The sequence below is a fragment of the Devosia litorisediminis genome, from assembly GCF_018334155.1.
Taxonomy (GTDB): Bacteria; Pseudomonadota; Alphaproteobacteria; order Rhizobiales; family Devosiaceae; genus Devosia; species Devosia litorisediminis.
Map to the genome: position 1 here is coordinate 768,244 of NZ_JAGXTP010000001.1, position 12,946 is coordinate 781,189.

The window sequence follows — 12,946 nt, forward strand, 5'->3', positions numbered from 1 at the left end:
GGCCATGCGTGTGTGGCGGTGGACCCGGCGGTCGGGACCGGTTATTGTTAGTAACCTAGTCGCGCCGGACCCTGTCCGTCCGTGACATTCACGAAAGGCGATGCCCCCGTGTTGCAGTGCCTGCGCAAAGCCGAAGTAAAATCCCAGATGTGGCAGCGGCTGTCGGACTTTGTCGGTTCGTTCAGTCAGCGCACCGGTCTGGCCGGATCGCTGATCAATGCGCTCGACCCCGATACCTGGTTGCCGGGTGGGCGCGATGCGGCGTTTACGCTGGCCCTGATCGCGCTGGCGGCCAAGATGGCGGTCTCGGATGGCATTGTCACGGCTTCCGAAGAGCGCGCCTTCCGCGCTACCGCAGAAATCGCCGAGGGCAATGAAGAGGCCGTGCAGCGGGTGTTCAACCTGGCCAAGCAGGATGTGGCGGGGTTTGATACCTATGCGCGCAAGGTCCGGCGCTTTTTTGCCGATAGTCCTGAAACGCTGGAGCATGTGCTCGACAGCCTGTTCTTCATCGCCACTGCCGATGGCGTGGTGCATCCGGCCGAGCTGGACTATCTGAAGTCGGTCAGCGACATTTTCGGGTTTGACGAGGTGCGCTTCGAGCAGATGGCCAGCCAGCATGTCCGGCTTGAAGCGGGGGTGGACCCCTATGCCGTGCTGGGGCTGTCGCCCAATGCGCCCGATCACGAGGTCAAGCGGGTCTATCGCCTGCTGGTATCCGAGCATCATCCCGACCGGCTGATTGCCCGTGGTGTACCCGAAGAACTGATCGATGTGGCCACGGCCCGGATGAAGTCGATCAACCTGGCCTATCAGGCGCTGACCAAGCCGGTGGCGCAGCCGCTGCTGACCTCGGCCTAGACCGCTGACTTGACGGGGTGGCCCATACCTCTCTACACCACGCCAGCCAGTTGACCGGGTGGCCGCTGGCAGTGGGGTAACCTGCTGCTGGAGGAAAGTCCGGGCTCCATCGAAACACGGTGCCGGTTAATGGCCGGCGAGGGCGACCTCAGGGAAAGTGCCACAGAAAGTATACCGCCGTGCCTCGGCACGGTAAGGGTGAAAGGGTGCGGTAAGAGCGCACCGGGTGTCCAGCAATGGAGACCGCACGGTAAACCCCACCGGGAGCAAGACCAAATAGGGATGACGCGGGGTTTCGACCCCAGCCGGTTTTGAGGCCAGATCATCCGGGTTGGTTGCACGAGGCGTCTGGTAACAGGCGTCGCAGATGAATGGTCACCACGTACGCGCCTTCGGGCACGTGCCCTACAGAACCCGGCTTATAGGTCAACTGGCGTTTACCTTCTGATCGGAATACGCGGCCTGCGCATGTCAGGGTTCCCGCCGCGCCTCTTGCGTGTTGGCGGCAGGCTGGCTACATGAGCGCCTTCGCATTCCGCCGTACTTCCTGGCGGGCACACGCTTCAAAGAGTTCGGTACGCGCGATGCCCCTGGCTACCCCCTATTATCTGATCGACGAAACCGCACTGGCGCGCAATCTGGCGCGGATCGACCAGCTGCGCGCTGCCTCGGGCGCCAAATGCCTGCTGGCGCTGAAGTGCTTTGCCACCTGGTCGACCTTTGCGCAGATCTCCCCGCACATGGATGGCACGACCTCGTCCTCGCTGAATGAAGTGCGGCTGGGCCGCGAAAAGTTCGGCGGCGAAACCCATGCCTATTCGGTGGCCTATTCGGATGGCGAGATCGACGATGTGATCAGCCATGCCGACAAGATCATCTTCAATTCGGCCAATCAGCTTGAGCGGTTCGCAGCCAAGGCAAGTCATCTGCCGATCGGGCTGCGGGTCAATCCGGGCGTCAGCCATTCCCATTTCGATCTGGCCGACCCGGCGCGCCCCTTTAGCCGGTTGGGCGAAACCGAGCTGGCGCGCATTGAAAGCGTGATGGATCGCGTCAGCGGCTTCATGCTGCACTGCAATTGCGAGAATGACTCGGTCAGTGCGTTTTCGGCGCTGCTTGACCAGATCGAAGAGCGGCTTGGCGCTCTGCTGACTCGGCTGGACTGGGTCAGCCTGGGGGGCGGTATTCACTTCACCAAGGAGGGCTACCCGATCGATCAGCTGGCCGGGCGGCTCAAGGCGTTTGCCGAGAAGTTTGGCGTACAGGTGTATCTTGAGCCCGGCGATACCGTGGTGACCGATACCACCACGCTTGAAGTCAGCGTGCTCGACATCATTGAGAACGGCAAGCCCGTTGCTATCGTCGACAGCGCCGTGGAGGCGCACATGCTCGACCTGCTGGTCTATCGCGAGAGCGCCAATGTGGCACCCAATGCGGGGCCGCACAGCTATTTCGTGGCGGGCAAATCCTGTCTAGCCGGTGATGTGTTCGGGGAGTTCAGCTTCCCCGCGCCGCTGGCCATTGGTGACCGCATCTCCCTGCTCAATGCGGGGGGGTATACAATGGTCAAGAAGAACTGGTTCAATGGGGTGGGCATGCCGGCCATCGCCATTCGCCGCCAGAATGGCCATATCGAGACCATACGGGCCTTCGATTATGCCGACTACGTCGCCAGCCTTTCCTGAGAAAGCGCTGATCCTATTCCCCTTGAAAAGGTGTTTCGTGCCAATTGAAAAAGAACGTTTTGATCATCGGTGCCGGAGGTGTGGCGCAGGTCGCCGCCTTTAAAGCTGCAATGCACAACGACGTGCTGGGGGACATCCATATTGCCTCCCGCACCGTCTCGAAATGCGAGGCGATCATCGCCGGCATTCTGGACAAAAAGGCGCTCAAGCGCCCGGGCGTTCTGGCCGCCCACGCCCTGGACGCGCTCGATGTCGCGGCCACCAAGGCACTGATCGCCCAGACCAAGAGCCAGATTGTCATCAATGCCGGCTCGGCTTTTCTGAACATGAGCGTGTTGCAGGCCTGCGTGGAAACCGGGGCTGCCTATATCGACACGGCCATTCACGAAGAGCCCGGCAAGATCTGCGAAACGCCACCCTGGTATGGCAATTACGAGTGGAAACACCGCGACAGCTGCGAGCGCAAGGGCGTCACCGCCATTCTGGGTGCCGGCTTTGATCCCGGTGTGGTCAATGCCTATGCGGCGATGGCGGCCCGGCACTATTTCGACTCCATCGCCAGCATCGATATCATCGACGTCAATGCGGGCAGCCATGGACGCTATTTCGCGACCAATTTCGATCCCGAGATCAATTTCCGCGAATTCACCGGCACGGTGTGGAGCTGGCAGAACAGCCAGTGGACCGCCAATGCGATGTTCGAGGTCAACCGAACCGACGATCTGCCGGTGGTGGGCAACCACACTACCTATCTGACCGGCCATGACGAAATCCACTCGCTCTCGGCCAATCTGGATGTGCCCGATATCCGGTTCTGGATGGGTTTTGGCGAGCACTACATCAATGTGTTCACGGTGCTCAAGAACCTTGGCCTGCTGTCCGAGCAGCCGGTGACCACTGCCGAGGGCGTCGAGATTGTGCCGCTCAAGGTGGTCAAGGCGGTGCTGCCCGATCCGGTGTCGCTGGCGCCCGATTATGCCGGCAAGACTTTTATCGGCGATCTGATCGTTGGCGAGCGCGACGGCGAAGCGGCGGAGCTGCTGGTCTACAATATCTGTGACCACGAAGAGACCTATGCCGAGACCAATAGCCAGGCGATCTCCTATACGGCCGGCGTGCCGGTGGTGGCCGCCGCGATCCTGATCGCCAAGGGCGTATGGGATTGCCACCACATGGCCAATATCGAAGAGTTGCCACCGCTGCCCTTCATCGAACTGATCGGTGAGATGGGCCTGCCCACCCGCCTGCGCGACGCCAAGGGCGACCGCGCGTTCGATCCGGCCGAGTTCCGCACCGAACGGCAAAAGACCAAGTCCCGCGCCTGAGGCGGGGCAGGGTTCAGTGCATGATGAAGCGGCCGGGGGAAACCCCGGCCGTTTTTTTGTTTCTGGATCTACTTTTGAAACAAGGACTTAGTGCCCGACGTGTCGTCTTTGTCCGACGTTAAGGCGTTTTTTTACGACTTAATATATGAAATAGTTGACATGGTGTCGGTTTAGACATACATAGAGGCCAACTTACATGACACTAAGGTGGGCAAGATGATGTCGTACAAAGAGATGATGGCCGGTGTGCAATTGGCTGGAGTGGCGCTGGTCGTGGGCTGGCTGGGTTGGGATGCGGCCAATGGCGGGCTGGTGGATGCCAGCGCGGCCAGCGTGGCCGTCAAGATGCTGTGGGCCGTTGGCGGGCTGGTGGTCTTCAATATTGTCGGGGCGATCCTGGCGACGATTGTCATTTCGATCATCCAGCGCAGCGAATTCAGGGATGAGCCAAGTGACGAGCGCGATGCGTCGATTTCGGCGCGCAGCCAGCGCAATAGCGGCTTTGCCACCTCGATTGCGGCAGCGCTGCTGCTGATCCCGCTGGCCATGGGCGCTGACGTGACGCTGGCGGTTTACGGGCTGTTCTTTGCGCCGCTGCTGGGCGGCACCGTCAATGCCATTTCCGAGCTCGTCTATTACCGGATCGGCTGACACCATGGGTAAGGGACAGCCAAGCATCACCAACACAATCCGCACGCTGCGCTTTCATGCCGGGGAAATGACCCAGGCAGCGCTGGCGGAAAAGGTCGGGGTGACGCGCCAGACCATCGTGGCCATCGAGCAGGGTCGCTATTCGCCCTCGCTGGAGGTGGCCTTCCGGATCGCGGCAGCCTTCGCGGTGCCGCTGGATCAGGTGTTTCAGTGGGCGCCGCCAGATGGACCTGCGGCCTAGGGCCGAACCGACACAGATATTGAGAAGAGTCAGAACCATGAAAGCTGCAATGCAGAGCCGCTATGGCGGCCCCGAGGTTATTGAAGTGCGCGACATCGCCAAGCCGGTGCCGCAGGAGGATGAAATTCTGGTGCGGGTGGTCGCCACCACGGTGACGCTCGCTGACAGCGCCTTCCGCAAGGCCGATCCGGTGATCATCCGGCTGTTTGGCGGATTGTTCCGGCCCAGAATGACCATTCTGGGCGATGCGATTGCCGGCGTGGTCGATGCGGTGGGCAGCAAGGTAACGCGGTTCAAGATCGGCGATGCAGTCTATGGCTCGGTGGGGCCCAATCTTGGCGGCATGGCAGAATACGTCCGGGTCAAGCAGGACGGTGCCATAGTGCTTGCGCCTGACGGCGTCGAACTCGCGCCGCTGGCCGGGCTGGCCTCGGGCTATCTGACGGCCATGCCGTTCATCCGCGATGAGGGGCAGGTGAGACCCGGCAGCAAGGTGCTGATCAACGGCGCTGCGGGCAGCATTGGCGCGGTGGCGGTGCAACTTGCCAAGCATTTCGGAGCCGAAGTGACGGCCGTCGTCAGCGGGCGCAACGCCGAGATGGTGCAGGCGCTGGGGGCGGATCACGTGATTGACCGGACCCGGCGTGATTTCACCACGGCGCGCGCGGCCTATGACGTGATCTTTGACGCGGTGGGCAAGTCGAGTTTTGCCAAAAGCCGCGATGCGCTCAAGGCTGACGGGATCTATCTGAGCACAGTGATGAGCTTTGGCATTCTGTGGGACATGCTGGCCACCCGCAAGGGGCCCAAGCGCGCCAAGCTGGCCACTACGGGTCTGCGGCCTGAGGCTGACAAGCTCAAGGATCTCGAAGTACTCAATGATCTTCTGGCAGCGGGCGCAGTGCGGCCGGTGATTGATCGCCGCTTCGCGCTGGCCGCGATTGTCGAGGCGCATCGCTATGTCGATAGCGAAACCAAGGCCGGTGATGTTCTGGTGACGATGTGAATTGGCGCCGGAGCGCGCATGGGAAACAGAATCTTAAACGTCGTGGGTCAAAGTAAGCTCTAGTGTACCAACCGGCATGTTGCGCCGGCACGCGGAGTAGTGGCCTTTATGGGCAAGCGTTCCATGCCCGATACCAGTTCCCAGGCTGGCCCGCATGTCCCCGTCCTGCTGGACGAGGTTCTGGCGGCGTTCGACCCCATCGCAGGCAAGCGGATTGTCGACGGCACCTTTGGCGCTGGCGGCTATTCGCGCGCCATGCTGGAGGCAGGTGCCACCGTTATCGCCATTGACCGCGATCCCAGTGTGCAGCCGTTTGCCGATGCGCTGAGCGTCGAATTTGACGATCGGTTCTTCTTTGTGCCGGGAACCTTCTCCCAGCTCGACAGCCTTGCCGCCGACCATGGCCCGATTGACGGCGTGGTGCTCGATATCGGCGTGTCGTCCATGCAGCTCGATCAGGCCGAGCGCGGCTTTTCCTTCATGCGCGATGGGCCACTCGACATGCGCATGAGCGGTAGCGGTGAGAGCGCAGCCGATCTGGTCAACGCGCTGGAAACCGAGCAATTGGCTAATCTGCTCTATGCTTTTGGTGAAGAGCGCAAATCGCGCCGCATCGCCCAGTTCATCGTGGCGGCGCGCGAAACCAAGCCCATCGAAACGACGCTGGAGCTGGCCCGCATCATTGAAAAATCCATCGGTCGCAAGCCGGGCGATGCGCATCCGGCGACGCGCTCGTTTCAGGCGCTGCGGATCGCCGTCAATGCCGAGTTCGACCAGCTGGTCGAAGCGCTGTTTGCTGCCGAGCGTCTGCTCGATGAGGGTGGGCGGCTGGTGGTGGTGAGCTTTCATTCGCTCGAAGACCGCATCGTCAAACGCTTCTTTGATCCCGAAAAGGGCGGTCCGTCGCAATCGCGACACATGCCGCAGGTGCAGACCGAAGCACGGCGCTGGGTCGAGGTGGCCAAGGCTCGCAAGGCCGGCGAAGCCGAACTGAGCGGCAATCCACGGGCGCGCTCGGCCGTGTTGCGGGCCGCGACGCGTTCGGATGCTGACAGTCGTCCCGTCAAGTTTGATGGTCTGGGTGTTCCCAAGGTGCGTGAAGCATGATCCGCAGCCTCAACATCATCCTGATCTTTACCAGCGTGTTCATGCTGGCAGGCGTCTATGCGCTCAAATTCTCCATCGAGAACACGGCCAGCGAACGCACGGCGCTGATCGCCCAGATCGATGCGCAGGAGGGCGATCTGTCGCTGCTCAAGGCCGATGAGGCGGTGCTCAACCAGCCCGGCCATATCGAGCCGATCATTCAGCGGCATGCTGCAGCACTGGGCGTGGAGCCGGTCAAGCAGGAGCAGTTCGGCGCTTTTGCCGATCTGCCCATGCGTCCGGTCAAGCCCAACAGCGCCGCCATGGATTCCCTGTTCACCGCGCTTGAAGCCGGTATCGACCCGATCGACGCGATCCTGGAACTGGAGGGCATCGAATAATGGCGATCACCGCAGACGGTCACGGCCCAACCATTGCCCTTGATGGCGCGCGCAAGGTGCGCGGCAATCTCACCCAGGCCCGTATTCGTTGGATGATCCTGGCGCTGGTGCTGGGCTTTGGTCTGGTGGGCGGGCGGCTGATCCAGCTGGGGCTGGTTGAAACCGACTCCACCATTGAAGGTCAGGCGCGCGACGTCATTACTGCCACGCGGCCACCGATCCTGGATCGCAATGGTCTGGAAATGGCGGTCGATATCCGGGTGCCGTCGCTGTTTGCCGAGCCGCGCCGGATCATCGATGTCGAAGAAGCCGTGCGCAAGCTGCGTACCGTGCTGCCTGATCTGAGCGAGGACTGGTTGCGCGACCGGTTGACCGGCGATCAGGGTTTCGTCTGGGTGCAGCGCGAGCTGTCGCCAGCCATTCAGGACCGGGTGATGCGGCTGGGTATTCCCGGGATTGATTTCATCACCGAGTCCAAGCGCTTTTATCCGGGCATGAGCGAAGCCTCCCACATTCTGGGTTCGACCAATATCGACAATCAGGGCATTGCCGGCATTGAGCGCCACATGGATGGCGAGGACGTCGCACTGTTGCAGGATCTGGGTCTGGCGCGCGGCAATGCGCTGGCGCCGGTGGAACTGAGCGTGGACATGCGGGTGCAGCATGTCATGCACGAGCAATTGCTCAATGCCATGGAGCGCTATTCGGCGATCGCGGCGGCCGGGGTGATGGTGGATATCTATACCGGCGAGGTCATCGCGCTGGCATCGGTGCCTGATTTCAACCCCAATGAGCCAGCGACCGCACTGGTCAAGGACAGCTTCAACCGCATCACGGCGGGCATTTTCGAGCCAGGCTCGATCTTCAAGACGGTCACCATGGCGGGGGCGCTCGACAGCGGTTCGGTCAAGATTACCGATGATTTCGATGCGCGCTTCGGCATTCGCTTTGGCCGTTACACGATCGACGATTTCCACGGCAAGCACCGGGTTCTCAGCCTGCCGGAGGTGTATAAATACTCCTCCAATATCGGCACGATCCGCATCATGCAGGCCATGGGCAAGGATAATTTCCGGGATTTCCTGACCCGCATGGGCTTTGATACGCGCGTGCCGTTCGAACTGCCCGAGATGCGGTTGCCCAGCGTGCCCAAGGAACTCTCCGAAGTGGGGGCCGCCACGGCCTCGTTCGGCCATGGCCTGTCGGTGTCGCCGCTGCACATGGTCACCGCCTACGCGGCCTTTGTGAACGGCGGTAATTACATCGCCCCAACACTTTACAAGCGTGATGCCGCCGAGGCGCAGGCGCTGTATCGGCCCGTGCTCAAGCCCGAGACCAGCGCCCAGATCCGTTACCTGATGCGGCTCAATGCGCTGGAGGGTTCGGGCAGCCAGATGAACAAGGAAGCCCAGGGCTATCGCGTGGGCGGCAAGACCGGCACGGCCGAAAAGGTCGTGGACGGCAAGTACTCGTCCAGCAAGGTTACCAATTTCTTTGGATCGGCTTTCCCTCTTGATAACCCGCGCTATGCAATGGTGATCATGGTGGATGAGCCCAAGGCCGAAAATGCGCAGACGGGCTCTACCGCTGGCTGGAACGCCGGCATGGTCACCGGCCGTATTGTACAACGCGTTGCCCCGATGCTGGGTATTGCACCTGATTTCGCCGAGGTTCTCGATGAGAATCTCGTTCCAAAAATACTCCGATAGATCGATCCAGAAGGGTTTGTCCCAGTGTCACTTAGCGTAACGCAACTGCTCGAAGGCTCCGGTGCCCGCCCCAAAAAGGGCCTGGGCGCAGTCTTTGGGCTCAATTCAGACAGTCGGCGCATCGAGCCGGGTGACATCTTCTTTGCCCTGCCGGGCCTGAATGTGCATGGCAACCAGTTTGTCGATGACGCGGTCAAGCGCGGCGCGCTCGCCGTGATCACCGATACCGCACCGGTCGGCGATCCGGGCGTTCCGGTGATCGTGGTCAAGGATGTACGGGCCTCCTACGCCCGCGCGGCCTCCCGCGTATTCGAGCCGCAGCCCGAAATCACCGTTGCGGTCACCGGCACCAATGGCAAGACCTCGGTCGCTTCGTTTGTGCGCCAGATCTGGACCTATGCCGGCATCCCTTCGGCGAGCGTCGGAACGCTGGGCGTCGAGACCGCCAACCGTCTGATCCAGGGCAGCCTGACAACGCCGGATTCGCGCACGCTGCACCAGTCGATGCGCGCGCTCAAGGCGCAGGGCATTGATCATGTGGCACTGGAAGCCTCAAGCCACGGGCTGGATCAGCGGCGTCTGGACGGCATGCATTTTGAAGCCGTGGCCTTCACCAATCTCAGCCACGACCATCTCGACTATCACGCCGACATGGATGAATACCGCAACGCCAAGCTGCGCCTTTTCACCGACCTGCTGGTCGATAGTGGTCCGGCCGTGGTCAATGTTGATGATCCTGAATATGAGCCGTTCATGTTCGCCGCGCTCAGCGCCGGCGCGACGCTGCTGACCGTGGGTCGCGAAGGCGCCTATATCGAGGTGCTCTCGATCGAGCCCGAGGGCTATGGCCAGCGCGTTGAAGTGCGTCATGTCGGCGAAAAGCTCAGCTTCCATCTGCCGCTGACCGGCGAGTTCCAGGTCTCCAACGCCATTGTGGCGGCGGCGCTGGCCATGTCGAGCGGCGTGGACAAATCCGACGCCTTCCCGGCACTGAGCGAACTCGTCGGCGCCAAGGGCCGACTGGAATTGGTGGCCGAGCATAATGGCGCGGCGATCTTTATCGATTATTCCCACAAGCCGGTGGCGCTCGAAACGGCGCTGAACGTGCTGCGCCCCTATGCGACGGGCAAGCTGCGCGTGGTGTTCGGCGCTGGTGGCGACCGCGACAAGGCCAAGCGCCCGATGATGGGCGAAGTGGCGCATCGCCTTGCTGACGATCTGATCGTCACCGACGATAATCCGCGCACCGAGGACGCCAAGAAGATCCGGGCCGAGATCATGGCCGCGGCCAAGGGTGCCAAGGAAATCGGCGATCGGCGTGAAGCGATCACCACTGCCATCAAGTCGCTCAAAAAAGGTGATGTGCTGCTCATTGCAGGCAAGGGCCACGAGGATTACCAGATCATCGGGACCACCAAACATCACTTCTCCGACCATGAGGTCGTGGCGGAGGCAATCAAGGGGCTGTAATGCCGACACTGTTCACGGTCGACGAGGTTTTGGCCGCCACGCAAGGGCAGGCCGAAGGGCTGACCGGAACCCCGTTTGGTGCGGTCTCCATCGATTCCCGCGAACTGGGCCCCGATGCCCTGTTCGTCGCCATCAAGGGCGACCGTTTTGACGGGCATGACTTTGTCGATCAGGCGCTGAACAACGGCGCTGCTGCCGCGCTGGTCAGCCGGGGCAGTGGCGACCGGCGCATCGTGGTCGATGACGCGCTTGAGGGCCTGCGCGATCTGGCGCGGGCGGCAAGGGCGCGCAGCCGGGCGATCATCGTGGGTGTGACCGGCAGTGTGGGCAAGACCACCACCAAGGAAGCGATCCGCACGGTGTTCGAGGACGCGGCGGAAACCCACGCCTCGATCAAGAGCTTCAACAATCACTGGGGTGTGCCGCTAATGCTGGCGCGCCTGCCCGAAAGCGCGCAGTTCGGCGTGTTCGAAATGGGCATGAGCGGACCCTATGAAATCCGGCCGCTGTCGCAATTGGTGCGGCCCCATATCGCGGTGATCACCACGGTGGCCGCGGCGCATCTGGAGGCTTTCGGCTCGCTGGATGGCATTGCCCGGGCCAAGGCCGAAATCTTTGCCGGCATTGAGCCGGGGGGCACGGCGGTGCTCAATGCCGATCATCCACAGTTGAATGTGCTGCTCGAGCAGGCGCGGGCCGATGGCATCGGCAATATCGTCACCTATGGTGAGGCGCGCGGTACGGACTGGCAGATTCTGGAGATCGAGACGGCCGCTGACAAGAGCTTTGCCACCATTGTGCATAACGATGAACGCCATGCTCTGGTGCTCAACGTGCCGGGCCGCCATATGGTGGCCAATGCCACTGCAGCACTCGCCGTGGCCTATCAGGCGGGTGTGGAAATCGATGTGGCGCTGCGGGCGCTGGCCGGGTTCGGCCTGCAGGCGGGCAGGGGGCAGCGGCGGCTGCTCGGCCCTGCCGAAAAGCCAGTGCTGCTGATTGACGAAAGCTACAATGCCAATACCGCCTCGATGCGTGCGGCGCTTGATGTGTTCGCGGCCCAGCAGGCCCCCGGCGGACGCAAGGTGGTGGTGCTGGGCGACATGCTTGAGCTGGGCGCGCAGTCCGCAGCGCTGCATGCGGGGCTGCGCGATGCGGTGCTCGCCTCTGGCGCCGAGCGTATCTATCTGGTGGGGCAGGAGGTGGCCGCGCTGGCCGACGCGCTGGGCCGGAGCCGTGTGACTGCACACACACACAGTGCCGCGGAGATGGCACCCATTCTGCGCAATGACCTTGCCTATGGCGACGCAGTTATGGTCAAAGGGTCCAACGGCGTGGGGCTGTCGGATATTGTCGACAAGATCGGTCAGCAGTTCGAAAGCCACTGACCCCAGCCATTCAGGACGCTGTCTTTCATGTTGTACTTCCTCGGCCAGTTGGGCGATTCACTCACGGCCTTCAACGTCTTTCGCTACATCACCTTCCGCACGGCCGGGGCGGTTATCACCGCGCTGTTCTTCGTGTTCATGTTTGGTCCGGGGATGATTGCCCTGTTGCGGCTCAAGCAGGGCAAGGGCCAGCCGATCCGTGAAGACGGGCCCGCCGGGCACCTGCTGACCAAGAAGGGCACGCCCACCATGGGCGGGCTGATGATCCTGTCGGGCGCGGTGTTCTCGACCTTGCTATGGGCCAATCTGGGCAATGGCTATGTCTGGGTGGTGCTGTTCGTGACGCTGGGCTTTGGCGCCATCGGCTTTTACGACGACTATCTCAAGGTCAAGCGGATGAGCCATCAGGGCTTTGGCAGCAAGCAGCGCCTGCTGCTTGAAGCGCTGATTGCCTGTATTGCCGCCTTTGCGATTTCGCAGCTCAATTCGGGTGTGTACGGCACCGCGCTGCTGTTTCCCTTCGTCAAGGATCTGGCCTTCAATCTGGGTTATTTCTATATCCTGTTCGGCGGCTTCGTGGTCGTGGCTGCCGGCAATTCGGTGAACCTGACCGATGGTCTGGATGGTCTGGCCATTGTCCCGGTAATGGTCGCTGCTGCCTGTTTCGCGCTGATCGCCTATCTGGTGGGTAGCGTCAATTTCTCGGACTATCTGCTGCTCAACTATGTCCCCGGCACAGGGGAACTCTCGGTGGTCTGCGGGGCGCTGATTGGCGCGGGGCTGGGCTTTTTGTGGTTCAACGCTCCACCTGCGCAGATCTTCATGGGCGATACCGGCTCGCTCGCCCTGGGCGGTGCGCTGGGCTCGATTGCCGTGGCGACCAAGCATGAAATCGTGCTGGCCATCATTGGCGGTCTGTTCGTGCTCGAGACAGTCTCGGTTATCGTGCAGGTGGTCTCGTTCCGGCTGACCGGCAAGCGCGTGTTCCGCATGGCGCCGATCCATCACCATTTCGAGCATCTGGGCTGGACTGAAAGCCAGGTGGTAATCCGGTTCTGGATCATCAGCTTCGTGCTGGCCCTGATCGGCCTGAGCACCCTCAAGCTGCGCTAAAAGGCTCGCG

Annotated in this window: 12 protein-coding genes and 1 other RNA gene; all 13 read left to right on the forward strand. The window is 61.7% G+C overall.

Annotated features, from left to right (window positions below; translation table 11 throughout):
• Window positions 1-81: 81 nt before the first annotated feature.
• The 13 genes from KD146_RS03650 (at window position 82) to mraY (ending at window position 12,936) form a co-directional block, all read left to right on the forward strand.
• Window positions 82-861, forward strand: a complete 780-nt coding sequence (locus KD146_RS03650) for a TerB family tellurite resistance protein (protein WP_269369136.1) — start codon at window positions 82-84, stop codon at window positions 859-861.
• Window positions 862-907: 46 nt separating this feature from the next.
• Window positions 908-1,299, forward strand: an RNA gene (rnpB, locus tag KD146_RS03655) — RNase P RNA component class A.
• A gap of 146 nt (window positions 1,300-1,445) precedes the next feature.
• Window positions 1,446-2,546, forward strand: a complete 1,101-nt coding sequence (nspC, locus tag KD146_RS03660) for a carboxynorspermidine decarboxylase (protein ID WP_212657383.1) — start codon at window positions 1,446-1,448, stop codon at window positions 2,544-2,546.
• A 44-nt stretch (window positions 2,547-2,590) separates the two neighbouring features.
• Window positions 2,591-3,871, forward strand: a complete 1,281-nt coding sequence (locus KD146_RS03665) for a saccharopine dehydrogenase family protein (RefSeq protein ID WP_212657384.1) — start codon at window positions 2,591-2,593, stop codon at window positions 3,869-3,871.
• 216 nt (window positions 3,872-4,087) lie between these two features.
• Complete coding sequence (locus tag KD146_RS03670; RefSeq protein WP_212657385.1) at window positions 4,088-4,522, forward strand: hypothetical protein; 435 nt, start codon at window positions 4,088-4,090, stop codon at window positions 4,520-4,522.
• Window positions 4,523-4,526: 4 nt separating this feature from the next.
• The gene (locus tag KD146_RS03675; protein ID WP_212657386.1) at window positions 4,527-4,763 is read left to right on the forward strand and encodes a helix-turn-helix transcriptional regulator; all 237 of its coding nucleotides are present in this window, start codon (window positions 4,527-4,529) and stop codon (window positions 4,761-4,763) included.
• A 37-nt stretch (window positions 4,764-4,800) separates the two neighbouring features.
• Window positions 4,801-5,769, forward strand: coding sequence for an NAD(P)-dependent alcohol dehydrogenase (locus KD146_RS03680; protein ID WP_212657387.1), 969 nt, complete (start codon window positions 4,801-4,803; stop codon window positions 5,767-5,769).
• Between the two features lie 108 nt (window positions 5,770-5,877).
• Entirely contained in the window at window positions 5,878-6,876 is a 999-nt protein-coding gene (gene rsmH, locus KD146_RS03685; RefSeq protein ID WP_212657388.1) for a 16S rRNA (cytosine(1402)-N(4))-methyltransferase RsmH, read from the forward strand.
• Window positions 6,873-7,256 carry a cell division protein FtsL gene (gene ftsL / locus KD146_RS03690; protein ID WP_212657389.1) on the forward strand — a complete coding sequence of 128 codons (384 nt, stop codon included), beginning with the start codon at window positions 6,873-6,875 and terminating at the stop codon, window positions 7,254-7,256. Before rsmH ends, ftsL begins: the two co-directional genes overlap by 4 nt.
• Window positions 7,256-8,965, forward strand: coding sequence for a peptidoglycan D,D-transpeptidase FtsI family protein (locus tag KD146_RS03695; protein WP_212657390.1), 1,710 nt, complete (start codon window positions 7,256-7,258; stop codon window positions 8,963-8,965). Before ftsL ends, KD146_RS03695 begins: the two co-directional genes overlap by 1 nt.
• Window positions 8,966-8,989: 24 nt before the next feature.
• On the forward strand, window positions 8,990-10,435 hold the full coding sequence (locus KD146_RS03700; RefSeq protein WP_282221780.1) for a UDP-N-acetylmuramoyl-L-alanyl-D-glutamate--2,6-diaminopimelate ligase: 1,446 nt from the start codon (window positions 8,990-8,992) through the stop codon (window positions 10,433-10,435).
• Window positions 10,435-11,823: a UDP-N-acetylmuramoyl-tripeptide--D-alanyl-D-alanine ligase gene (locus KD146_RS03705; protein WP_212657391.1), complete on the forward strand. Its 1,389-nt coding sequence runs from the start codon at window positions 10,435-10,437 to the stop codon at window positions 11,821-11,823. Before KD146_RS03700 ends, KD146_RS03705 begins: the two co-directional genes overlap by 1 nt.
• Window positions 11,824-11,850: 27 nt before the next feature.
• Window positions 11,851-12,936, forward strand: a complete 1,086-nt coding sequence (gene mraY, locus KD146_RS03710) for a phospho-N-acetylmuramoyl-pentapeptide-transferase (RefSeq protein WP_212657392.1) — start codon at window positions 11,851-11,853, stop codon at window positions 12,934-12,936.
• The last annotated feature ends 10 nt before the right edge of the window (window positions 12,937-12,946 follow it).